Origin of the sequence: Exiguobacterium sp. JMULE1 (assembly GCF_013337175.1) — a bacterium.
Taxonomy (GTDB): Bacteria; Bacillota; Bacilli; order Exiguobacteriales; family Exiguobacteriaceae; genus Exiguobacterium_A; species Exiguobacterium_A indicum.
Genome location: NZ_SGWC01000002.1, coordinates 2,367,166 through 2,390,673 on the forward strand (window position 1 = coordinate 2,367,166; position 23,508 = coordinate 2,390,673).

The 23,508-nt window shown below is 49.0% G+C and carries 24 protein-coding genes, 1 tRNA gene, 1 other RNA gene and 1 pseudogene; 3 read left to right on the forward strand and 24 right to left on the reverse strand.

Annotation, left to right across the window (positions count from 1 at the left end; translation table 11 throughout):
- Positions 1-213 precede the first annotated feature (213 nt).
- The 13 genes from ssrA to EXW93_RS12700 all read right to left on the reverse strand — a co-directional run bounded on the left by ssrA (position 214) and on the right by EXW93_RS12700 (position 11,455).
- Positions 214-572: a transfer-messenger RNA gene (gene ssrA, locus EXW93_RS12640) on the reverse strand.
- Positions 573-630: 58 nt separating this feature from the next.
- A complete protein-coding gene (gene smpB / locus EXW93_RS12645) occupies positions 631-1,101 on the reverse strand; it encodes an SsrA-binding protein SmpB (RefSeq protein ID WP_023469198.1) in 471 nt (156 codons plus the stop codon).
- A 32-nt stretch (positions 1,102-1,133) separates the two neighbouring features.
- On the reverse strand, positions 1,134-3,488 hold the full coding sequence (gene rnr / locus EXW93_RS12650; RefSeq protein ID WP_058713315.1) for a ribonuclease R: 2,355 nt from the start codon (positions 3,486-3,488) through the stop codon (positions 1,134-1,136).
- 14 nt (positions 3,489-3,502) lie between these two features.
- Complete coding sequence (locus EXW93_RS12655; RefSeq protein WP_023469200.1) at positions 3,503-4,243, reverse strand: alpha/beta hydrolase; 741 nt, start codon at positions 4,241-4,243, stop codon at positions 3,503-3,505.
- Between the two features lie 101 nt (positions 4,244-4,344).
- Positions 4,345-4,578, reverse strand: coding sequence for a preprotein translocase subunit SecG (gene secG / locus EXW93_RS12660; RefSeq protein ID WP_023469201.1), 234 nt, complete (start codon positions 4,576-4,578; stop codon positions 4,345-4,347).
- 137 nt (positions 4,579-4,715) lie between these two features.
- Complete coding sequence (gene rbsB / locus EXW93_RS12665; RefSeq protein WP_058713316.1) at positions 4,716-5,633, reverse strand: ribose ABC transporter substrate-binding protein RbsB; 918 nt, start codon at positions 5,631-5,633, stop codon at positions 4,716-4,718.
- 27 nt (positions 5,634-5,660) lie between these two features.
- Positions 5,661-6,629, reverse strand: a complete 969-nt coding sequence (gene rbsC, locus EXW93_RS12670; RefSeq protein WP_050678685.1) for a ribose ABC transporter permease — start codon at positions 6,627-6,629, stop codon at positions 5,661-5,663.
- A 1-nt stretch (position 6,630) separates the two neighbouring features.
- Entirely contained in the window at positions 6,631-8,109 is a 1,479-nt protein-coding gene (locus EXW93_RS12675; RefSeq protein WP_174316526.1) for a sugar ABC transporter ATP-binding protein, read from the reverse strand.
- A 12-nt stretch (positions 8,110-8,121) separates the two neighbouring features.
- Positions 8,122-8,511, reverse strand: a complete 390-nt coding sequence (gene rbsD / locus EXW93_RS12680) for a D-ribose pyranase (RefSeq protein ID WP_174316527.1) — start codon at positions 8,509-8,511, stop codon at positions 8,122-8,124.
- On the reverse strand, positions 8,508-9,386 hold the full coding sequence (gene rbsK / locus EXW93_RS12685) for a ribokinase (protein WP_174316528.1): 879 nt from the start codon (positions 9,384-9,386) through the stop codon (positions 8,508-8,510). Before rbsK ends, rbsD begins: the two co-directional genes overlap by 4 nt.
- Positions 9,383-10,363, reverse strand: coding sequence for a LacI family DNA-binding transcriptional regulator (locus tag EXW93_RS12690; protein ID WP_050678689.1), 981 nt, complete (start codon positions 10,361-10,363; stop codon positions 9,383-9,385). The genes rbsK and EXW93_RS12690 overlap by 4 nt, the downstream gene beginning before the upstream one ends.
- A 175-nt stretch (positions 10,364-10,538) precedes the next feature.
- Positions 10,539-10,778 carry a hypothetical protein gene (locus EXW93_RS12695; protein ID WP_174316529.1) on the reverse strand — a complete coding sequence of 80 codons (240 nt, stop codon included), beginning with the start codon at positions 10,776-10,778 and terminating at the stop codon, positions 10,539-10,541.
- 323 nt (positions 10,779-11,101) lie between these two features.
- Complete coding sequence (locus EXW93_RS12700) at positions 11,102-11,455, reverse strand: hypothetical protein (RefSeq protein ID WP_058264670.1); 354 nt, start codon at positions 11,453-11,455, stop codon at positions 11,102-11,104.
- Positions 11,456-11,590: 135 nt separating this feature from the next.
- On the opposite strand from EXW93_RS12700, the gene EXW93_RS12705 reads away from it, so the two are divergent.
- The gene (locus EXW93_RS12705) at positions 11,591-11,911 is read left to right on the forward strand and encodes a hypothetical protein (RefSeq protein ID WP_023469210.1); all 321 of its coding nucleotides are present in this window, start codon (positions 11,591-11,593) and stop codon (positions 11,909-11,911) included.
- A 138-nt stretch (positions 11,912-12,049) separates the two neighbouring features.
- On the opposite strand, the gene EXW93_RS12710 is transcribed toward EXW93_RS12705, so the two are convergent.
- The 10 genes from EXW93_RS12710 to EXW93_RS12755 form a co-directional block, all read right to left on the reverse strand.
- Entirely contained in the window at positions 12,050-12,298 is a 249-nt protein-coding gene (locus EXW93_RS12710; protein WP_230088506.1) for a hypothetical protein, read from the reverse strand.
- A gap of 12 nt (positions 12,299-12,310) precedes the next feature.
- Positions 12,311-13,222 (reverse strand): acyl-ACP desaturase, encoded by a 912-nt coding sequence (locus EXW93_RS12715; RefSeq protein WP_035396308.1) that lies wholly within the window; start codon positions 13,220-13,222, stop codon positions 12,311-12,313.
- 269 nt (positions 13,223-13,491) lie between these two features.
- Complete coding sequence (eno, locus tag EXW93_RS12720; protein WP_023469213.1) at positions 13,492-14,784, reverse strand: phosphopyruvate hydratase; 1,293 nt, start codon at positions 14,782-14,784, stop codon at positions 13,492-13,494.
- Positions 14,785-14,843: 59 nt separating this feature from the next.
- Positions 14,844-16,391, reverse strand: coding sequence for a 2,3-bisphosphoglycerate-independent phosphoglycerate mutase (gene gpmI / locus EXW93_RS12725; RefSeq protein WP_035396306.1), 1,548 nt, complete (start codon positions 16,389-16,391; stop codon positions 14,844-14,846).
- Positions 16,392-17,144: a triose-phosphate isomerase gene (gene tpiA, locus EXW93_RS12730; RefSeq protein ID WP_023469215.1), complete on the reverse strand. Its 753-nt coding sequence runs from the start codon at positions 17,142-17,144 to the stop codon at positions 16,392-16,394.
- Between the two features lie 27 nt (positions 17,145-17,171).
- Positions 17,172-18,356, reverse strand: coding sequence for a phosphoglycerate kinase (locus EXW93_RS12735; protein ID WP_035396304.1), 1,185 nt, complete (start codon positions 18,354-18,356; stop codon positions 17,172-17,174).
- A 121-nt stretch (positions 18,357-18,477) separates the two neighbouring features.
- Positions 18,478-19,485 (reverse strand): type I glyceraldehyde-3-phosphate dehydrogenase, encoded by a 1,008-nt coding sequence (gene gap, locus EXW93_RS12740; protein ID WP_023469217.1) that lies wholly within the window; start codon positions 19,483-19,485, stop codon positions 18,478-18,480.
- Between the two features lie 53 nt (positions 19,486-19,538).
- Positions 19,539-20,567, reverse strand: a complete 1,029-nt coding sequence (locus tag EXW93_RS12745; protein ID WP_082874150.1) for a sugar-binding transcriptional regulator — start codon at positions 20,565-20,567, stop codon at positions 19,539-19,541.
- Between the two features lie 115 nt (positions 20,568-20,682).
- A complete protein-coding gene (locus tag EXW93_RS12750) occupies positions 20,683-20,943 on the reverse strand; it encodes a glutaredoxin family protein (protein WP_023469219.1) in 261 nt (86 codons plus the stop codon).
- Positions 20,934-22,076, reverse strand: coding sequence for an RNA polymerase factor sigma-54 (locus tag EXW93_RS12755; RefSeq protein ID WP_174316530.1), 1,143 nt, complete (start codon positions 22,074-22,076; stop codon positions 20,934-20,936). The genes EXW93_RS12750 and EXW93_RS12755 overlap by 10 nt, the downstream gene beginning before the upstream one ends.
- 153 nt (positions 22,077-22,229) lie before the next feature.
- Here EXW93_RS12755 and EXW93_RS12760 point away from each other — a divergent pair.
- Together EXW93_RS12760 and clpP are read left to right on the forward strand one after the other, a co-directional pair.
- A tRNA-Arg gene (locus EXW93_RS12760) sits at positions 22,230-22,305 on the forward strand.
- A 182-nt stretch (positions 22,306-22,487) separates the two neighbouring features.
- A pseudogene (gene clpP, locus EXW93_RS12765) lies at positions 22,488-23,072 on the forward strand (ATP-dependent Clp endopeptidase proteolytic subunit ClpP); the annotation flags it as partial.
- Between the two features lie 121 nt (positions 23,073-23,193).
- Here the strand turns inward: clpP and EXW93_RS12770 are convergent.
- A complete protein-coding gene (locus EXW93_RS12770; protein ID WP_023469221.1) occupies positions 23,194-23,430 on the reverse strand; it encodes a hypothetical protein in 237 nt (78 codons plus the stop codon).
- Positions 23,431-23,508 lie beyond the last annotated feature (78 nt).

A 23,508-nucleotide genomic window follows, 5' to 3' on the forward strand; every position in this document is an offset into this window, starting at 1 on the left:
TATTAATTGATAAGTTTTGTTTTTTAAACGAATACTATCAAACAAATAAATTAAATTAATTTTAACATAAGTTCCAATATATATATGTTTTTTTAAAAAAAGGGATTATCTTTAAACAAAAAATGTTACGTAATTATTTTCTAAAATAAAAAACGTCAAAATCCTAACAAAAGGATTTTGACGTTTTTTATTTTGAAATCCACTGATTTCGTCGTATGGAGACGGTGGGAGTCGAACCCACGTCCGAAGGCATCGTATACTTAAGCTTCTACGTGTGTAGTCAATTTATTGGGATCTCGTCGTCAGGCTGCCAATTGACAGGCGTCCGTCCGACCAGTCTGATTCCATCTCTTCTCTTTCCCTCCAGACGGAAGGGTCCAAGCGTAGCCTGTTTAAAGTGAGACCCTAGAAATCAGCCGACCAGGCGACGGCTGCTAGGATCCGTAGCGGCAATTAAGCTGCTGCGAGTTGTGTGTTAGTTTTGCCAGTTATGGCTGGTGCGTTTTAACGAGGCCGACCCCTCGACACGCCACAGAAGACCGAACTACCCCCGTCGAATCCGTAACGTCCCCAAGATAATAAATTGGGGCTTTCCGAATACTAATATTCTAGCAGAAAAGTGTTACGGATTCAATACTTTTGCTTATCGCGTAGTGCCCGCTCGATGTCACGCTTCGCATCCTTCTTCTTCAGATCATCTCGTTTATCGAATTTCTTCTTCCCGCGCCCGAGTCCGATCAAGCATTTCGCGTAACCGTTCTTGATGTAGACTTTCAGCGGCACGATCGTATAACCGTCCCGTGAGACCGCACCGATCAAATTCGCGATCTGTTTCTTGTGCAGCAACAGTTTCCGCGGACGGAGCTGCTCATGGTTGTAGCGGTTCCCCTGTTCGAAGTGGGCGATGTTCGAGTTCCAGAGAATCGCCTCTCCCCCGTCGAACCGGACGAACGCGTCCCCGATGCTGATTTTTCCTTTACGGACCGATTTGATCTCCGTTCCCGTCAAGACGAGACCGGCTTCAATCGTATCCTCGATCGCATAATCGAACGAGGCCCGTTTGTTGTTCGCTAAGACTTTCGAATCTGTTCCCTTTGGCATGTTCATTCACCACATTTCCGATGCGGAAGCGCTTATTTGCGCTTCCGTTTCTTATTCGAGACCGCCTTATGGAACGGCGGTTTATCTTTCTTATTCTTTAACGAGAATCCTTTTCCCTTGCTTTGGTCGCTCTTACCCGACCGTTTCTTGCCGCGACGATCGTCCTTCTTCTTGTCATCGCGTTTTTGTCCTGGACGTCCACCGCTTGAACGGATCGTCTTCGACTCGAATCGTTTCTTCGGTTGCCGTTCTGGCATCCCAACGACGCTGAAGTCGATCGTCCGTTCATCGATGTTGACGTTCGTGACCTTAATCTCGACGACATCGCCGATCCGGAACTGTTGCTTCGTCCGCTCACCGATCAACTGATAGTTCGCTTCATCGTAGCGGTAGAAGTCATCCGTCATCGCTTGAATGTGGACGAGTCCTTCGATCGTGTTCGGCAATTCGACGAACATTCCGAAGTTCGTGACACCACTGACGACGCCTTCAAACGTCTCACCGATGTGTTGCTCCATATACTCGGCTTTCTTCAACGCGTTCGTTTCCCGCTCCGCATCAACCGCACGACGCTCACGTTTCGACGAGTGATCAGCGATCTCAGGTAAGATTTCCGAGTAACGGTCTTGCGTCTTTTGTGACTTATCGTTGTAGATGACATATTCACGCAACAGACGGTGAACCATCAAGTCTGGGTAACGACGAATCGGTGACGTGAAGTGCGTGTAGTAGTCCGTCGACAGACCGAAGTGACCGATTGGTTCGATGTCGTATTTCGCTTGTTGGAGCGAACGGAGCATGACCGTACTGACGACCGCTTCTTCGGGCTCGCCTTCGACAGCATTGAGGATCGATTGCAACGTCTTCGGTGCGACTGACTCACCTTTACGTTCGACATTGATCCCGAAGTTACCGATGAACTTGAAGAACGTATCGAGACGTTCAGCTTTTGGCTCATCGTGGATCCGGTACATGAACGGCAGTTTTTGACGCTGAATGTGCTCCGCGACCGTTTCGTTCGCTGCGAGCATGAACTCTTCAATCAGCTTCTCAGCGACCGACCGTTCGCGGAGGATGATCTCACTCGTCTTGCCTTCTTCGTTGACGAGGACCTTCGCTTCTGGGAAGTCAAAGTTGATCGCCCCACGACGAGAGCGACGTTCACGGAGGATTGCTGCGAGTTCCGCCATCTTGTCGAAGTACTCGACGAGATCCTGATACTTCGCGATCACTTCTTCGTCTTCGCGCTCGACGATTTTCCGGACGTCCGTGTACGTCATCCGTTCTGTCGTCTTGATGACACTTTGGAAGATTTCATGGTTGACGACAGCACCGTTCGCATCGATTTCCATGATACAGCTGAGCGTCAGGCGATCGACATGCGGGTTGAGCGAGCAGATCCCGTTTGATAACCGGTGCGGAATCATCGGGATGACGCGGTCAACGAGATAAACACTCGTTCCGCGCTCACGCGCCTCTTCGTCGAGTGCTGAATCTTCTTTAACGTAATGCGAGACGTCGGCGATGTGGACACCAAGCTCGAAGTTGCCGTTCGCTAATTTCTTAACGTGAACTGCATCATCGAGGTCTTTCGCGTCTGCCCCGTCAATCGTCACCGTCAATTCGTTCCGTAGATCGACGCGTCCAACTAAATCCTTCTCATCGATCTGATCTGGTACAGCATTCGCCTCAGCAATCGCTTCCGGTGAGAAGTCGACATTGATGCCGTGCTTATGGACGATCGACAAGATGTCGACGCCTGGGTCATTTTTGTGACCGATGATTTTCAAGACTTTCGCTGTTCCGGCGTAGCGACCATCGGGATACTTCGTAATCCGAGCGAGGACTTTATGGCCATCGACGGCACCAAGTGTATCTTCGTTCGCGACGACCGGTAAGAACGTCAGCTTCGTATCATCCGGTTCGATATAAGCAATCGATTCGATCCGTCCTTTTGGACTGACGAATGTGCCGACGAAATCAGCTGGTCCGCGCGAGAGAATCTTAAGCAGTTTCCCTTCACGACGGTCACCGCCGTTTGACTCGGCAAACACTTTGACGAGGACACGGTCGCCGTTGTAGACGTTCTTCAGTTCCGGTGCTGGTAAGAAGATATCGCCTTCTGAGCCGTCTTCCGGTGAGACGAAACCGAACCCGCGTTGGTGGACGGAAATCTTCCCTGCGACTTGACCGATCTGCGCGAGCGTTCCGTACTTGTTCGAGCGTGTCCGGGCAATCAACGCTTCGTCTTCCATCGCGTTTAGCGTCCGGATCAATTCCTTGAATGCTTCCGTATCCGCTAGTTCTAGTTTTTTCGTTAATTGATCAATCGACAACGGACGTTCTTCCGTCGTGATGACCGTTAGTATTCGTTCACGTAATTCCAACGTGACACCTCCAGTTACTTGCTCCAGTTCAATGACTCCAGGAAGTCCAAGATGTCAGAGTGGAGCTGGTCTTTTTCTTTGTCGAGCGTAATGACGTGACCTGAGTTCTCATACCAGATCAGCTCTTTTTGGAAGGCACTGACTCCATCATGGATGATGTTCGCAGAGTCGGTGTTGATCATGTGATCATTGCGCGCTTGGACGACGAGCGTCGGTGCGTAGACGTCCTCGAGCGAATCGCGTGTCTCACGCAGCAGTTCCTGTAAGTCCTTCAAGGTCGGCATCGGTTCGAAGGACGCCATCTCGTGGTCGATCTCTTCTTGCGATTTGCCTTCTCGCTTCTTGAATTCTCGTGCGTACTCAGTGACTCCTGCATACATGACTTCTTCACTTTTGATGTAGGCGGGTGCACACATCGGGATGACCGCTTTGACCGGACGGTTCATCGATAACTTCAGCGACATGACACCGCCGAGCGACAGTCCGCAAACAGCGATTTCGTCATAACCTTTATCGACGAGTTCCTGATATCCGGCAAGGACATCCTGCCACCAGTCGGCTGGCCCGGTCTTCGTCAGCTCTTCGGGTGGGGCAGCGTGCCCTTTATATTGTGGTGCTAGGGACGTATAGCCTTGTTTTTGCAAGTAGCGACCGAGGATGCGGACATCCGCGCTCGATCCCGTGAATCCGTGTAATAGTAAAACGGCACGTGGGCCGGCTTCGAAAAAGAATGGTTTTGGTAAAGTGATTTTCATAAAATGATTCCCCCTCTAACTCTATACCCCATATCCGGAAAAAATGAATATCGAGAAATACAAAAAACGACAGCGCGATCATACGGCTGTCGTTTCAATGCTCACTTATAAAAAGCGACGAGTAACGCCAAGATGAAGAGTAATGCCCCTAAGATAGACGCCACACGATTTAGGACCGCATCCAAGCCACGAGCTTTTTGGCGACCAAATAATTGTTCTGCTCCACCCGTCAATGCTCCGAGTCCGGTCGTACGACCTGACATCAATAGAACGACGATGATGAGAAGAACGGAAACGACGATGAGGCCGACAAGAGCCACGTTATGAATGATCATCGATGATCCTCCTTCAGTAATATACGCTTCTTTCATTATAGAGAAAAACAAGTACGGGAACAAGGAATAGATTTAGGAACTTTTTCCTGCCTGACGAAAAGAGACACCTGAATCGTCGACTCAGGTGTCTCTTTTCCTTATTGTTTGATCAATTCGAGATCGACTGGGATGTTCTTCTCGACTGTTTCGCCTTTTAAGTGCTTGATCGCTGTCTCGACACCCATCTTCCCGATTTCCGTCGGTTTTTGAGCGATTGTTCCTGCCATTTTTCCGTCTTTGACAGCTTTGACGGCATCATCCGTCGCATCGAAGCCGATGACTTTAACATCGTTCAGACCCGCTGCTTTTAACGCTTCAACCGCACCGAGTGCCATCTCATCATTGTGTGCGAAGACGGCTTTGATGTCTTTGTTGTTCTGGAGGATGTTCTCCATGACCGACAAGCCTTTTGCCCGGTCGAAGTTTGCTGCTTGTTTTGCGACGACGTCAAGTTTACCGTCGACTGCTTCATGGAACCCTTTCCCACGGTCGCGTGTTGCGGATGCTCCTGGAATCCCTTCGAGCTCTACGACTTTTGCTTTGTCGCCGACGAGTTCGATCATATACTCACCTGCTTGTTTCCCACCCGCGACGTTATCCGACGCGATGTGTGCGACGACGTCGCCTGCTTCTGCATTGCGGTCAACTGTGATGACGGGGATGTTCGCATCGTTCGCTGTTTGGACGGCTGCACCGACTGCTGCTGAATCCGTTGGGTTGATCAAGATGAGATCGACTTTCTTTTGGACCATGTCTTCGATGTCGCTTGCTTGTTTTGCTGCATCATCTTGTGCATCTGCGACTTGAAGCGTTGCGCCTTGTGCTTTTGCTTCTTGTTCTGCCCCTTCTTTTAACGAGACGAAGAACGGGTTGTTGAGAGTTGAAATCGAAAGACCAATTTTAAAGTCCTTCGTCTTTTTCTTCGTTTCACCGTTGCTGCTGCCTGGCTGTTCCGTCGAACAGGCTGCTGCGAAGACCATTAATGCCATCATGACGACTGCAAGTAGTTTTTTCATCTGTAGATCCTCCTTTTTGAGTGTGGGTTACGCTGCTTGTTTCCGGTCCGCGAGTACCGCGAACAAAATGACTAAACCTTTGACGACGAGTTGGAAGAACGAGGAGACACCAAGCAAGTTGAGTCCATTGTTCAGTGTTCCGATGATCAAGGCACCAATCAAGGTACCGACAATCCAGCCACGACCACCTGACAGGCTCGTCCCACCAAGGACGACCGCTGCGATGGCGTCGAGTTCATACGATGTCCCCGCCGTCGGTTGTGCCGAGTTCAGACGGGACGTCAGGATGATGCCGGCAAGTGCTGCCATCAACCCTGAGAGTGAGTAGATCATGATTTTGACTTTATTGACTTGAATCCCCATTAACTTCGCTGCTTCTTCGTTGCCACCGATCGCATACGTATAACGACCGAACGTCGTCTTCTTCAAGATGAAGTAGAGGACCGCGAAGGCGATCAACATCGTCAGGACCGGTACCGGGAAGATCCAGAAGTAACCGCGTCCGAACAATTCGAACCAGCCACCTTGGCTCAGACCAGTGATTGGTTTCCCGTCCGTATAGACGAGCGTCAATCCGCGGAAGATCGTCATCGTCGCGAGTGTCGCGATGAATGGTGCGACTTTTCCGAGTGAGATGACCATCCCGTTCAAGGCACCCATGACGGCTCCGACGATCAGACCAGCCAGAACAGCAATCAACGCTGACGTTCCGTCCGTCATCAGACCCGCGACGAAGGCGGACGAGAGGGCGAGAATCGAGCCGACCGATAAATCAATCCCACCTGTCAGAATGACGAACGTCATCCCGAAGGCAATCAAGGCATTGATCGAGACTTGACGTAAGATGTTAAATAAATTATTCAATGTTAAAAAGTCCGGTTCCATGATCGAGACGACGAGGACGATCGCGAACAATCCTGCGAGTGGTCCAAGCTTTTGTCCGATCCCAAGACGTCTCGGTTTTGCTTCCGTTACCTTGCCTTGCATCAATTCCATATCATTGTCCTCCTGTCGCAAGTGTCATGATGCTTTCTTGCGTCGCTTCCTGTCGTGTCAACATGCCGCTCATCTTGCCTTCACGCATGACGTAGACCCGGTCGCTCATCCCGAGAATCTCCGGGAGGTCCGAGCTGACCATGATGATCGCGACACCCGCCGCAGCGAGTTCATTCATGATGAGGTAAATCTCTTTCTTCGCCCCGACGTCGACACCACGTGTCGGTTCGTCAAGGATCAAGACTTTCGGTTGTGTTCCAAGCCATTTCGCGAGGACGACCTTCTGTTGGTTCCCACCGGACAGTGACTTCGCCGGCTGGTCCATTGAGCTGTGGCGGACCGAGAGCGACTTCAAGTATCCTTCTGCGAAATCACGTTCTGCCTGATCCTTGATGACACCAGAGCGTGATAACGAACGAATCGTCGGCAATGAGATGTTTTCGCGCAGTGAAAAGTCGAGGAACAAGCCTTCGCCTTTCCGGTCCTCGGTCAAAAAGCCGATGCCCTGGCGAATCGCATCATACGGTGTCTTGATCTTCAGCGACTGTCCGTTCAGTTCGATCGTCCCGCCTTTCAGGCGATCGACCCCGAACAATCCACGCATGACTTCCGTCCGCCCCGCACCCATCAAACCAGAGAAGCCGATGATTTCGCCCGCCTTGACGGAGAACGAAACATCGTCGAACCGTTTTCCGCTCGCCTGTTTGACCTCAAGGACAGTCGTACCGATCGACACATCACGATCCGGATACCGTTCGCCCATCTCACGACCAACCATCTCTCGGACGATCTGTTCGAACGATGTCTCAGGAATCGCGTGTGTCGAGACGGAAATCCCGTCCCGTAAGACCGTGATCCGGTCGCAGAGCTCGAAGATTTCCTCCATCCGGTGTGAGATATAGACGATCGAGACACCTTGGTTGCGCAGTGCCGTCGCGACGCTGAATAAGGCGCGAATTTCCCGCTCCGTCAGTGCGGCTGTCGGTTCATCCATGATGATGACCTTCGCATCCGTCATTAAGGCTTTTGCGATCTCGATCATCTGTTGCTGTCCGACCGATAACGTCCGGGCGAGTTGATCGACATCCATGAAGACGTTTAATTCCGCGAGTTCACGTTCTGCCTGCCGCTTCATCTCCCCTTGCTTGAGAATCCCGAAGCGTGACTTCAGCTCCCGTCCGAGGAACAAGTTCTCCGTCACCGTCAAATCCGGGAGGATGTTCAGTTCCTGGTGAATGAAAGCAATCCCCGCTTCTTCGGCAAGTTTCGGATTCTTATACTCGACGTCCTGTCCATCGACGCGGATCGTACCTGCGTCCGCTTTATGAACACCGGTCAAAATCTTCATCAGTGTCGATTTCCCGGCACCGTTCTCCCCCATTAAGGCGTGGATCTCACCCGCAACGAGTTCGAAGTCGACACCTTTCAGGACAGGGACGGGACCGAATGCTTTTTTGATACCTGTCATCTCGATACGCATCGCATGACCCCCTTAAAAGATTACGCCGGAATGGAAGATGACATTTGCGTATGGTGTCGCTTCTCCGGTCCGAATGATGACCTTCGCCTGCTGTGTCTGTTTCTTGAACTCCTCGTGCGAGACGAATGTCGTCTCGATCTTCATAGCTTCTAGTGCCTCGAGGACGTTCGGGTTCGCTTCTTTGATCTCTGTCGCCAGAGTCAGCTGTTCGATCGCCATGTCATCGGCGACGACACGAACGACGTCGAGGAATGACGGTGTGCCGAGTTCAAGTGCTAAATCGATTCGGGCGACCCCGTCTGGAATCGGTAAGCCGCAATCGGCGATGACGATCGTATCGGTATGGCCGAGATCAGTCAGGACTTTGCTGATATGACTGTTTAAGATACCATGCTTCTTCATGCGTCTCCCTCCATCTGTTCCCGTGTCGGCATGCCGCCTTGTGCGCCAAGCGCGCGGATCGATAAGCCGGCTGCCCGGTTCGCAAAACGAATTGCCTCAACAAGCGGTTGTCCTTCCGTTAACGCAACGGCTAAGGCACCGTTGAACGTATCCCCTGCTCCTGTCGTATCGACGACGGTCGTCTCGATCGCGGGAATCGTCACGATTGTCTCTCCGTCGTAGAAGCGTGCCCCGCGACTGCCTTCGGTCACGATCAGTTTATTCGGGTATTCCATGAGCCAATGTTCGATCGGCTGGTCTTGTCCGAAGATCAAACCACATTCATGTTCGTTTGGCGTTAAGTACGTGACGTGTTCAATCAATTCTGGACTGAGTGACATCGCCGGTGCAGGATTCAAGACGACTGGAATGCCTGCTGCATGTGCTTCGCGAGCAACGGTCTCGACCGTTTCGATCGGAATCTCGAGCTGGAGTAAGATGATTTCACTATCTGCAAGAATCGGTGCGAGTGTATCATCCGCAAATTTCACATGTTGATTAGCAGACTGAACGACGACGATCGAGTTATCGCCTTCAGCGAGCGTGATGTGTGCCGTTCCTGTCCGTTCGCCTTCAATCGTTTGCAAGTGTGTCGTCTGCACTCCTTGCATTTTGAAGTTTTCGCGGATCGCTTCACCGTTCGCGTCACTACCAACGCAACCAATCATTTCGACGGTACTGCCGAGACGCGCGACTGCGACCGCTTGGTTCGCCCCTTTTCCACCCGGTACGGTATGAAAGGCATCCCCGATGACCGTTTCGCCTGCGCCTGGACGGCGTTTACTTTCGACGACGAGATCCATCGAGATACTGCCGATGACACTGATTTGTTTCATGCTTCCTCATCCTTCCGTTTCGTCGTTTCCCGTTCGATGATCTCAACCGTCAACTCATGATGAACGGCGGCAATCGGTGTGCCTTCAATCCGCTGAATCAAAAGTTTCGCCGCCAGTTCTCCCATTTGATAGATCGGCTGCGCAATTGTCGTCAACGGTGGTGAAATCATTTGTCCGAGTTCGATGCCGTCATAGCCGATCACTTGTAGCTCGTCCGGAATCGTGATCCCGCGTTCCGCAGCGACTTGCACCGTTGCTGCAGCGATGACATCGCTCGCGGCAAAAATGCCGTTGCAGTGATAGTGATCAAAGAGATAGTTCGCGGCATCGAGCGCTCCTTGAAAGTGGAACGGTGACTCGATGCTTGCGACGAGATGGGTTCCGGCGACTTCCTCAAAGCCGTCCCGGCGTTTCTTGATCGTCGGGAGTTTCGAGGGACCGCTGATGACTGCTAGCTCCGTCGCACCAGAAGCAAGTAAGAACGAAGCTGCTTTCTTCCCGCCTTCGTAGCCGTTTGACGTCACCGTCGGAATCGCTCCTTGTAACACCCGGTCTAACGCTACGACTGGCACTTCGAGTTCTTCATAGTTCGGATTGTTCGAGTAGTTCGTCGTGATGATCAATCCGTCGACATGCATCGCCTCGAGTGACTTGATATATTCGCGTTCTTTCTGAAACTGTTCGTCTGTGTTACACAAAATGACTTGAAAACCATGTTGATGTGCCATATCTTCCACAGCCCGTGCAAGTTGTGGGAAGAACGGGTTCGTGATGTCGGGAACGATCAAACCGATCAGTCCGGACCGTTTTTGGAACAACGATCGCGCGACCCGGTTTGGTCGATAATCCAATTGTTTGATTGCCTGAAGCACCGCCTTACGCGATTTCTCACTGACATAACCCTTTTCATTCATGACGCGTGAGACCGTCGCGACGGAGACATGTGCCGCTTTCGCTACTTCCCGGATGGTCGACATGTTTCGCCACCTCTTTCTTTTGATAACGCTTACAAGAATCATCATATTGTGTAACCGGTTACACATCAATCTTTTTTCTTTAAAATATATTTTATTTTTTTCGAACTCGTAGATTGGACCATAAAAAGAAGCCTGACGCGGCGTCAGACTTACGATCATCACTTTGAATCATGTCTTAAATAAAGACAATCAGTGAAAGACCAACCAAAATATTAATGAATCCTAACCCATCCGTCGCTTTCGTGTACAACGACGGTTTATCTTTTTTGACGCTGTCGTTTAGAAACATCAATGTCACGGCAATAACGGTCGTGATGCCGAGCGGCGCATTCAAAAAACTATCGGAATACGTAAATAAGTTATTCATAATGTATACACTGTTCAAAATGGACAAACCGAACAACACTTTATGCATGAAACTCACCCCTATAATCACCAGGATATTACGAAACCGACTAAGATCTGATTTCGCCCTCCCTCTATTATAGAATATTCTTCCAGTTAGTCTTCCTTACACTATTGAAAGAAAGTATTTGGAGGTATACGCAAATACACCGTAAGACAGCGTCAAGCCATCTTACGGTGTATTGATTGTCAGATTAGATAGCACTAGACGATTGATTTTCAGAAAAGACGGAGACTCCTGCGGGAATAGCGGAATAGGTAAGACCCCGCAGGAGCATTACGCGACGAGGAGGCTTGCCTTCCGCCCGCGGAAAGTGACGTCTTGGACGAAAATCAATGAATATCTTCGCTTTGATTCTTTTTATTTTTCTTCTCTGTATACAAACGTCGAATCAAAGCAACAACGAACGCAATGATTGCCAGTGGCTCAAACAAATAAATCAATAGGAACGTGACATCGATGACGGCATCCTCCGGATTATAACGGATGATATAGAGCGCACCGGGTAAGATGGCAATCAGTCCGCCAATTCCGAGTGCCGTTCCCAAAATCAGACTCTGACGCGAAAACCGGCTCGTGATTTGATACAAACCGATGAATAGTATGAGTTCCGTAAAATAGATGAGGCGCAACGGGATGTCACCAATCGACGTATCAAGCCCTAAAAACAAAAACCGAAATAGCATGTCGATTCCCCCTTCCCTCTAGTTCTACCCCGAACAGCGTCCTCGTAATGCTTGATTTCCAGTTTCCCTGCATATCCTCGCTTCAATTAGGGAATAGCTAGAGAGTTACAGTCACATACAGAGAGTTGGGATCGGATGAAAGAAGAACACTCGATGAGGGTCGTCAGTTGTCTGAATGATTATTTCGAACGTCATCAGCAGCCCCTTCAGGTCGATCTCTTACGAGGTCTACCACCTATCGTGCTATTGTTGCGCGATGACGCGAAACGTGCCTTTCCGAAGGAAGCGAACTTGCACGATGAACTGTTACAAGACATCAAACGTTTGATTCAGGAATGTTTGGATCCCGATACACTGCGCGAATTGGGAATCGATGTCGATCTCCCGGACTTTTTCGTGACCCGTGCACCGCTTCATTCTGCTCATCATTATCTCGTTACATTCATCGAAGACTAACTTCATGTTAAAAGCAGCTATTTCTTCTTTCACAAAACATGTGAAGCAAGAGATAACTGCTTTTTTTAGGGATAATAAAAAACCGATAGCGCCAAAGCACTACCGGTCATACTTCCCTTCACGTATGGTAAAGACGACTTAATTCTCAACCTCAAGAATCGCTTCGATTTCAGCTTCTACTTCTTTGTTGACCATTTGCGAACGTTTTTTACGTAATTCGAGATCCATCTCCTGATCGATGAATTGATTCGTATGCTTGTCGAAGCAATCAAAACAGATCGGATAAAAATCTTTCGCTTCTTTATTCAGAGAATTGAATTCCCACGTGTCGAGTTCCAAGTAACTGACTTGGTTGTTCGTTTCAGTTCCACAGATTTCACACTTCATCTTCATTCCCCCTTACGCGTCAATCTTCGCTTTTTCGAGTTGGCGTTCCTGACGTTCCTTGATACGCTTCAAACGTCCGTGATACTTCATGATGTTCGCTTGAGATTGTTTCGCTTCGTCAGTTGTCGGTTCTAAATCAGCGATGCCCCAGAATTTGACGACGACGTCTAATACTTGGTCGAAGTATTGGAGTGGTCCATAGTTCGTATCAACAGCAATCGTCTTCATCCGTTCCGTGAAGTCAGGCATGACAGCACCTGGCATCGAGAAGTTGATGATGACGTCTTCGAAGAAGACGATGAAGTTCGGGTCAAGCTCTAGATGTGCTTTGACCGTGTCACGATAGAACGCATAATGCAGTGCTTCATCCTTCGCTAGACGACGGAGTAGCGTTGCTAAGTCTTTGTCGTGTGCCCCTGCGATTTTCGCGACGTTGTTATAGAAGACGAGTGTCGCTAACTCTTGCAGTGACGTATACGCCATCGTTGCTAGCGGGTTCGTGAAGTCCGGGAACCAGCCGTTTTCAACGACGCGTCTTCTTAATTGATGAAGTCGCGTTGGATTGACGTTTCGCGTGACGAGTAAATACGTCTCGAGTAAGTTCGAGTGCTGATCTTCTTCTGCTGTCCATGTCCGGACGAAGTCATTGATGACTTCCATCGAGTTCTTGAATGTATAGTCTAAGTGCGACGTGTACCACGGTAGGTTGACTTCTGTCAGTAATGCTGTCTCGATTGCGACGATGACACCTTCCGGAAGTGTGACTTGGCTTTCGTCCCAAGGAACGCGTTTGAAAGACATCGCCTTATCCCACGGAATGAACTCGTGGTAGCTCCAGTCGATGTTGGCTGAACGCTCCTTGTGAAGTCGGTATAACTCTTGAATGCGTGGTTCTAAACGGATATCTAAATCTGAATTTAACATGATCGTATCTCCTTTAGACGTATTTGTCATCTTCATCGAGCAAGATGTAATTAATGCCTATAACTATTTAATTTGCACTTATTTATGAGTATAACATTTTAGTCATCTACTAGGATGAATCAATTTTTTGACAGTTCAGTATAGTTTTGATGACAAAAGTGCTTTTCATGTTTGACATTGCTTGATATACAAAAAACCTCCTATCCGTGTGTACGTATCACACGAATAGGAGGTTTTCCTTATAGCTTGTTCAAACGATCAACCTGAAATTACTTCTTGAGGTTGTAGAATGATTTGATTCCGTCGTAGACAGCAACGTCTGAAAGCATGTCTTCGATGCGGAGAAGTTGGTTGTATTTCGCGATACGGTCTGTACGTGAAAGTGAACCAGTTTTGATTTGACCAGCGTTTGTCGCAACAGCGATGTCAGCGATCGTTGAATCTTCAGTTTCACCAGAACGGTGAGAAACGACAGCTGTGTAACCAGCTTTTTTAGCCATTTCGATTGCGTCGAATGTTTCAGTCAACGTACCGATTTGGTTAACTTTGATGAGGATCGAGTTAGCGATGCCTTTTTCGATACCTTCAGCAAGTTTCTCAGTGTTCGTTACGAACAAGTCATCCCCAACGAGTTGGACTTTGTGTCCGATACGATCTGTAAGAAGTTTGTGACCATCCCAGTCGTTTTCGTCACAGCCATCTTCGATTGAGATGATTGGGTATTTGTCAACGAGTTGTGCGTAGAATTCAACAAGCTCTTCTGTTGAAAGGACTTTGCCTTCGCCAGCGAGGTTGTATGTTCCAGCTGCTTTATCGTAGAACTCAGAAGAAGCGACGTCCATTGCAAGGTAAACATCTTCGCCTGCTTTGTAGCCAGCTTTTTCGATTGCTTCAAGGATAACTGTGATTGCTTCTTCGTTTGATTTCAAGTTTGGAGCGAATCCACCCTCGTCACCAACTGCTGTGTTAAGACCCATTCCGCTAAGAACTGATTTCAACGCGTGGAAGATTTCAGCACCCATACGAAGTGCTTCTTTGAATGTTGGAGCACCGACAGGCATGATCATGAACTCTTGGAAGTCCACGTTGTTGTCTGCGTGTGATCCACCGTTGATGATGTTCATCATTGGTGTTGGTAATGTTTTCGCGTTGAATCCACCGAGGTATGTGTAAAGTGGAAGACCAAGCTCATCAGCAGCAGCACGTGCAGCAGCCATAGAAACACCAAGGATTGCGTTAGCGCCGAAGTTACCTTTGTTTTTCGTACCATCGAGATCGATCATCTTTTTGTCGATTCCAGCTTGGTCGAAGACATCGTAACCGATGATTTCTGGTGCGATTTTTTCGTTGACGTTGTCAACAGCTTTCAAAACACCTTTTCCGAGGTAACGTGCTTTGTCGCCATCACGGAGTTCGACTGCTTCGTGCTCACCAGTTGATGCACCTGATGGTACGAGTGCGCGACCGAAACCGCCATCTTCTGTATAAACTTCTACTTCTACTGTTGGGTTACCGCGTGAATCAAGAATCTCGCGTGCGTAAATCTCTGTAATCATTGACATTTAAATTCGCTCCTTTTGTGTGTAAGAAATATGTGGTGTAGCTACTTCGATCGACGGGATTATTTCTTCAATACGATCGATTTACCAGTCATCTCTGCTGGTTGGTCCGCCCCGAGGAGATCAAGGACCGTTGGTGCGAGGTCAGCGAGTGCACCTGTGAGTGGTTCAAGGAGTTCAACGTCCTCGACTGTCACGATACATGGCACGGGTTCTGTCGTATGCGCCGTCATCTTACTGCCGTCCGCATTGAGGACTTTATCCGCGTTCCCGTGGTCAGCCGTGATGACTGCCGCGCCGCCTTTGCTGAGAATCAAGTCAACGACTTTCCCAAGACACTCATCGACAGCTTCGATCGCCTTTTTCGTCGGCTCGAGCATACCCGAGTGACCGACCATATCCGGGTTAGCGAAGTTGAGGATGATCGCGTCATGTTTGTCCGAGTTGATTGCGTCGACGAGCGCGTCTGTGACTTCATAGACGCTCATCTCCGGTTTCAAGTCGTATGTCGCGACTTTTGGTGAAGGGATCAAGATCCGATCTTCCCCTTCGTATGGTTCTTCACGTTGTCCGTTGAAGAAGAACGTGACGTGCGGATACTTTTCCGTTTCCGCGATGCGTAGCTGTTTGAGACCTTGTTTTGACAATGTCTCACCAAGCGTGTTCTTGATGTCTTCAGGCGGGAAGACGATGTCCGTATCAATCGCATCCGAGTACTTCGTCATCGAGACGAGTAGCAGGTTCTTCGGTGCGTTGTCCGGAATTTCGAATCCGTCGAAGCCACCTTTTTCTTTGTAGACTTTCGAAAGCTGAATCGCACGGTCAGGACGGTAGTTGAAGAACACGATCGCATCGTTATCGTGGATCGGTGCGACTGGCGTACCGTCTTCCTGCACGACAACAGTTGGTTCGATGAACTCATCCGTTACGTCTTGTTTGTACGAAGCTTCAACCATGCCGATTGGATCCTTCGTCGTTGGACCTTCACCGAACGTGATGACGTCATAGACTTTCTTGACGCGTTCCCAACGGTTATCGCGATCCATCGCATAGTAGCGACCAGAGATACTCGCGAATTGTCCAACATTCAATTCATCCATCTTCGCTTGCGCGTCACGGAGGAAACCAGCGCCCGATTGTGGGTCGCAGTCACGACCGTCCGTGAAAGCATGGAGGTAGACTTTTTCGATTTCGTGAAGTTTCGCGAATTCGAGCACCGCATATAAGTGGTTGATGTGACTGTGGATTCCACCGTCAGAGACCAAACCGAAGATATGAAGCGCTGAACCGTATTTCTTCACGTGACCTGCCGCATCGTTCATCGCTTGACGCGAGAAGAACGAGCGATCCTTGATTGCGTTGTTGATTCGGGATAGCGATTGATAGACGACGCGACCTGCACCGATGTTGAGGTGACCCACTTCTGAGTTCCCCATTTGACCTTCAGGCAAACCGACGTATTCGCCTTTCGCATTCAACAACGTATGCGGGTATTGACCCCAGTAACGGTCGAAGTTCGGTTTGTTTGCCGCCGTAACGGCATTTCCGAACTCCTCGTCACGCATACCAAAACCATCAAGGATGATCAGTGCGACTGGACGTTTTTTCATTTAAATCGCCTCCAACAGTTTGAGGAACGATCCTGTCTCAAGACTTGCACCGCCGACGAGCGCGCCGTCGATGTCTGGTTGAGCCATATATTCTTTGATGTTTTCCGGTTTGACGCTACCACCGTATTGGATGCGGACAGCTTCTGCTGCTTCAGCACCAAATTCAGCTGCAACGACGTCACGGACGAATTTACAAGAATCTTGTGCATCTTGTTCTGTCGCTGATTTACCTGTTCCGATTGCCCAGACAGGCTCGTAAGCGACGACGAGATTTTTCACTTGGTCGACAGTAAGACCTTTGAGGCTGTTTGCTGTCTGTTCGCGGATGACGTCTTCGAACTTGCCGCCTTCACGCTCTTCCAGTGTTTCACCTACACAAACGATTGGAACGAGACCGTGCTCGAACGCTTTTTTCGCTTTGCTGTTGATGAACGCATCTGTTTCGCCGAAGTACTCACGACGCTCAGAGTGACCGAGGATGACGTATGTCACGTCGAGTTCTTTGAGCATGAGCGGGCTGATTTCACCAGTGAACGCACCGCTCTCTTTGTCGTACATGTTTTGAGCACCGATCTTAAGATCCGTACCAGCTGCTGCTTCTGTCAAGTGTGCCAAGAATACTGCTGGCGCACAGACGGCTGCGTCGACTGTCGTCGAAGCAGGTACAGCTCCTTTGACTTCCTCAACGAATGCGACTGCATCCTTGAGCGTCAGATTCATCTTCCAGTTACCTGCGATAATTGGTTTACGCATTGAGAAACACTCCCTTGTGAACTTAGATTACTTGTCGTTTAGCGCTTCGACACCAGGAAGAGCTTTCCCTTCCATGAATTCGAGACTTGCTCCACCACCTGTAGAGATGTGGCTCATTTTGTCAGCAAGACCGAATTTCTCTGCCGCAGCAGCTGAGTCGCCACCGCCGATGATTGAGTACGCATCGCTGTCCGCAAGAGCTTGCGCGACACCTTTTGTACCGTTTGCGTATTTATCGAGTTCGAATACGCCCATCGGTCCGTTCCAGACGACGAGTTTCGAGTTCTTGATTGCCTCTGCATAGAGTTCAACCGTTTTTGGACCGATATCAAGTGACATGTGATCGGCTGGGATCTCTGTGATGTCACGTGGTCCGACATATGTTTCTTCTCCGAATTCCTTCGTGATGACGCAGTCGATTGGCATGAGGAACTTAACGCCTTTTTCTTCTGCTTTCTTCATGAATTCCTTCGCTTGGTCGATTTTATCGACCTCAAGAAGTGAAGTACCGACTTCGATACCACGAGCTGTGAGGAACGTGTACGATAAGCCGCCACCGATGATCAACGTATCGACGATGTCGAGTAAGTGATCGATGACACCGATTTTGTCCGCTACTTTCGAACCACCGATGATTGCCGTGAACGGGCGATCTGGGTTAGAAAGAGCTTTACCGAGAACTTGAAGTTCTTTTTCGATGAGAAGACCGGCAACTGCTGTGTCGACATGGTGTGCGATACCTTCTGTCGATGCGTGTGCACGGTGTGCTGCGCCGAACGCGTCGTTGACGAAGACGTCAGCGAGTTTCGCGAATCCTTTAGCGAGCTCTTCGTCATTTTTCGTTTCACCAGGGTAGAAGCGAACGTTCTCTAAGACGACGACATCGCCGTTTTCGAGTTTGCTGACTGCTTCTTCTGCAACTGGACCGTATGCTTCTTCAACGAGCTTGATGTCTTTACCAAGCAATTCGCTGAGGCGTGCTACGACTGGTGCAAGTGAGAACTCAGGGTTCTTTTCGCCTTTTGGACGACCCATGTGGCTAGCGAGAATGACTTTTGCTCCACCGTCGATCAAGTGTTTGATCGTTGGGAGTGCAGCACGGATCCGTGTGTCATCCGTGATTTTACCGTCTTCCAACGGTACGTTGAAATCCACGCGTGTAAATACGCGTTTTCCTTGTACATCGATGTCGCGAATCGATTTCTTATTCATACATTCGTCCTCCGTCTCTTACGTATAGTGAGGGGCGAATGCCCCTCCCGCTTTTTTCCGCAATAAGAGCGGAGACTGATATCGTTTCCGCTCTTATTCAATTGCTATTTAATTGCTCGAATTACTTAGCGATTTCTGCGAAGTGTTTGAGTGTACGAACGAGTTGGCTAGTGTAAGACATTTCGTTGTCATACCAAGCAACTGTTTTAACGAGTTGTTTGTCGCCGACTGTCATGACTTTAGTTTGTGTTGCATCGAAGAGTGATCCGTAAGAGATACCAACGATGTCAGAAGAAACGATTTCGTCTTCAGTGTAACCGTAAGACTCGTTAGCAGCTGCTTTCATTGCTGCGTTGACTTCTTCTACAGAAACTTTTTTGTCGAGTACAGTTACGAGCTCAGTGAGTGAACCTGTAGCGACTGGTACACGTTGTGCAGATCCATCAAGTTTACCTTGAAGTTCTGGAAGAACGAGACCGATTGCTTTTGCAGCACCAGTTGAGTTTGGAACGATGTTTGCTGCTGCCGCACGTGCACGACGGAAGTCACCTTTAGGGTGTGGAGCGTCGAGTGTGTTTTGGTCACCAGTGTAAGCGTGGATCGTAGTCATGAGACCTTCAACGATTCCGAACTGATCTTGGAGAACTTTAGCCATTGGCGCGAGACAGTTTGTAGTACAAGAAGCACCAGAGATAACTGTTTCAGTTCCGTCAAGGATTTCGTGGTTCGTGTTGAAGACGACTGTTTTCATGTCGCCAGTTGCAGGTGCAGAGATAACGACTTTTTTAGCGCCAGCTTTTAAGTGAAGCTCAGCTTTTTCTTTGTCTGTGAAGAAACCAGTACATTCGAGAACGATGTCAACACCGAGCTCGCCCCATGGGAGTTCTTCTGGGTTGCGGTTAGCAAGTGTTTTGATTTCTTTACCGTTGACGAGGAAGTAACCGTCGTGTACTTCAACTTCGCCGTCGAAACGACCTTGAGTCGTATCATATTTGAGAAGGTGCGCAAGCATTTTAGTGTCTGTAAGGTCGTTGATCGCGACTACTTCGATTCCATCGAATTGAAGAATTTGACGAAGTGCCAAACGTCCGATACGTCCAAATCCGTTAATACCAACTTTTACTGCCATGATAATTTTCCTCCTTTTAATGTAAAGCGAGTTATCTATTATTCAAAAGGGGGTTACCCTTTCAAAATCGAAGCTGCTGCGCCTTCATCCGTAATCAGGATGATGTCTGGCGACTGTTTGACATAGGCGTTGATCGCTTCTGCCTTCGAATGACCACCTGCGACGACGATGACGTGTTCGACTTGCTTCAAGTCAGCCAGTTGAAGACCAACCGTCTTGACCCGGTGCACGATGTTCCCGTTTCGGTCGAAGTAATATCCGAATGCTTCCGCTACTGCCTGTTCATGTTCCAGTCGGGTCAGGAGATCCTCAGACGCACGACGACGTTTTGCCATCGTTTTCGCCTCACCAATTCCATGTACCACGATTGAAGCACCTTTAATCATTTGAAGCACATTTTTTATGCTCGGCTCTTCAATCATCTTGACGAACGTCTCTGTGCTGACCATGTCTGGGATGTGAAGCAGATGATAATCACTTTGAGCGCGTGACGCCATCCGTGAGCATACTGTGTTCGCTTGTAGTTCGAGCGTTTCTCCTAATCCTCCGCGTGCCGGAACGAACGTCATCGGACGGTGTTCCTTATCTGGCGACATCATCGCCGCGACGGAAGCCATCGTCGTACCGCCTGTGACAGCGATCGTATTGTGATGGTCTGAAGAAAGCTCTCGTTTGAGTCGTGCGACGGTCGCCCGCCCCATGTCTCGTTGTACCCAGAAGGTCTCATCGGAATCACCCGGTACGATGACGACGTCCCGTACTCCGAGTCTCTCTTTCAAGGCTTTCGCCATGTCTGAGATCCCTGCGAGTTCTCCCATGATGCTGTGCATGCTGCGAAGAACGTTTCGTCCTTCATCCGTCAAGGACATCCCTTGCGTCGCGACCTCTAGGAGGTCTTGTTGCTTCAAAAAGTCGACTTCCCGTCGTAAGACGCGTTCCGTCAAGCCAAGGCTTGTCGCAAGCGTACGTCGTCCGATCGGTTGCATCAGTCGTACGTAATGAAGGATGTCGTAGCGTGTCTGCATTTCTTCGATCAGATCAGGCACGATTCGTTTTTGGATCTGGACTAACTGCCGAATCATGTATTTCCCTCTCCTCTCAAGTAGCTGGACGCTTTCTGTCCCGCATGTCATAACGTGTCCCACTTGGTACACCGTTATCATAACAGTCCATTTCTCGCCTTGCAAGTCTCGTTTCTCAAGTTTTTTGAAGTAAGCGGTTTCTTATCGTTTCCGTCTCGAATTTGCCATAACTCCAGATTTCCTCATCATGCATGACGACCGGAATCTCGTATAAGAACCGTAGACTGAGCGCTTCATCCTGATCGATGTTGACTTCCTCGAACGTCCATTCCGGAAACTCATCGAGTACGAAGTCGAGTAAGATGGCGGCCTCTTCACATAGCGTACATCCCGGACGTGAATACAGTGTTAAGTGTCTGTGTCGTTTTAATCCCATTCTGATTGCGCCTTCCTTTGCTGCATCGTTTTTTTCGTTAAACCAAGCGCTGCCCGGTACTTCGCGATCGTCCGTCGCGCGACTGTCAGACCGTCTGCTTGCAGGCGATCCGTCAATTGCTGATCACTTAACGGACGATCGCTGTGTTGAATGTATTCGGCGATCCGCCGTTTAATCAAAAAACTCGAATCTCCGGTTGTCGTCCGTGAGACGAACAAGTCTTCTAAAGCAACGAGACCATGGACCGTCTCGACATACTTCTCAGCAATCGCTCGACCAATCGTTGACGGATGATGCCCCGTCGCCTCAGCGACTTGTTTTTTCGTCAATGGCTCAAGATGCAGTTCTCCTTTGAACCAGCGTTCTTGTCGCTCAAGCAAAACTGAGAGGATGGCATGCATCGTGACACGGCGTCGTTCGTACGCGCGCAAAAAAGGCGTTGTCTCTTTTAGTTCGAGCCACGTCTGATCCGTATCGAGTGTCATCCAATCGATCTGAAGTTTTCCATCTAACAGGTGAATCCGTGCTTCTGCCATGACCAGTCGTTCTTCTTTAGGAAGATCCGGTGTCCGGCTCAGGCGTGTCAATCGTTTTCGCAACCGCGCTCGATCCGCCTCACTGTACTGAGCGAATACCTGACTCGCCGGTTCATGTCGCAACCGATCCGTTAGTCCGATCAATTCCGTGTCGTCTAGCTCGATTGCCTGTAACCATTGGCACTCGCGCTCCGAGCGGGCAGCGATGCCGACCGGTTGACATTCTTGTAAGAGTGTCCGTGCTTCTGTAATCGTTGCGACATCGGTCGAGAAGGATGCAGCGAGCTGCTCGTCCGACGTCCGTAATAAACCGTCCGCTTCTAAATACACGATGAGTTGTTCCGCCATATATCCTATTTCCTGTCTGACTGATTCTAAACGTATTTGTGCAAGAAGCTCGTCTTCATAGGATGCCATATTACCTGCCATCTGCTCGACCTCTAGCGAAACCTGATTCGGGTAATGACGATGCAACCGTCGTTTCAACCGTCGCCATTCCTCCTCGAGCTCTGCCGCCGGTTGCTCAAGCACATGTAATTGATACTGTTGTGACGCCGATAACGTCATCTGTTGCGTCTGTTCCTGGCGTTGATCCATCGATTCCCCTCCTCCTCTTCTTATTATAGAAGAAACGTTTTAAGAAACGTGCTCTGAGCCTCTTTTAAGTCGCTAAGGAAAAGAAAAGTCATGCTTCCCTATTGCTTTCCTGAAAAAATGTCGCTATACTATTAATTGTTCAGTACATCAGATGCACCCGTAGCTCAGGGGATAGAGCACTGGTTTCCGGTACCAGGTGTCGGGAGTTCGAATCTCTCCGGGTGTACCATTTATTCAACTACAAGGCAATGCCAGCAATGGCGTTGCCTTTTTTCTATATTGATATGTTTCGTTTGCCCTTGTAATGGAAAAATACCTAAAAGTCGCATCGTATCTTTTGACCAATATTGACCAAAGGATTATGATAAGGATAAGTCGAATAGGAAGCTACATACCAACTATAAGGAGGCAAAGACTATGTTAATTCCAACAGTCATCGAACAAACAAACCGCGGGGAACGTGCTTACGATATCTACTCACGTTTGCTAAAAGACCGCATCATTCTTCTTGGGAGCGCGATTGACGACAACGTCGCCAACTCAGTCGTTGCCCAACTTCTGTTCTTAGCAGCAGAAGATCCAGATAAAGAAATCTCGCTTTACATCAACAGCCCAGGTGGTTCGATCACTGCCGGTATGGCGATTTACGATACAATGAACTTCATCAAGCCACAAGTCTCAACGATTTGTATCGGTATGGCAGCATCGATGGGTGCGTTCTTGCTTCAAGCAGGTGCAAAGGGAAAACGTTTCGCGTTACCAAACGCTGAAATCATGATCCACCAACCACTCGGTGGTACACAAGGTCAAGCATCGGATATTAAAATCCATGCGGAGCGTATCATCAAAATGCGTGAGCACCTCAACAAAATCATGGCTGAAAACACAGGACAACCACTTGAAGTCATCGAACGCGATACAGAGCGTGACAACTTCATGTCAGCACAAGCTGCTGCTGATTACGGTCTCATCGACCGCGTCATGGAACGTGCATAAGTCACCCAGAGTGTCTCCTTCGGGAGGCACTTTTTTTGTATCTGTAGGAAAGCGAACTCTTCTCTATTCATCTGCATACAACAAAAAACCTCCCGTTCCTTGTAGAACGAGAGGTCGATGATCAGTCGATCAAGTCTGTGATATCTGAAACGATGTCGTGGTTTTCACGAATCAGCGAGTAGATCGCGTTCGCATGTGGCGAAAGCTCTTCTTCTGCTTGTAATTGTTTCAGGAATAAAGATGTTGCGAACGCAACGAGTGTGCTTTTCGGTACACCGATTGATTTTGCTTTTTTCGTTAATACTTCGTCAAACTTCGCGTCTACAGTGAGCGAAATACGTTTCTTTTCGTTAGCCATTTCAAAAACTCCTTAATTCGAACATTTAGTTGCATCGACTATATATTATAGTAGACTATGGTTCATCTCGCAAGCGAC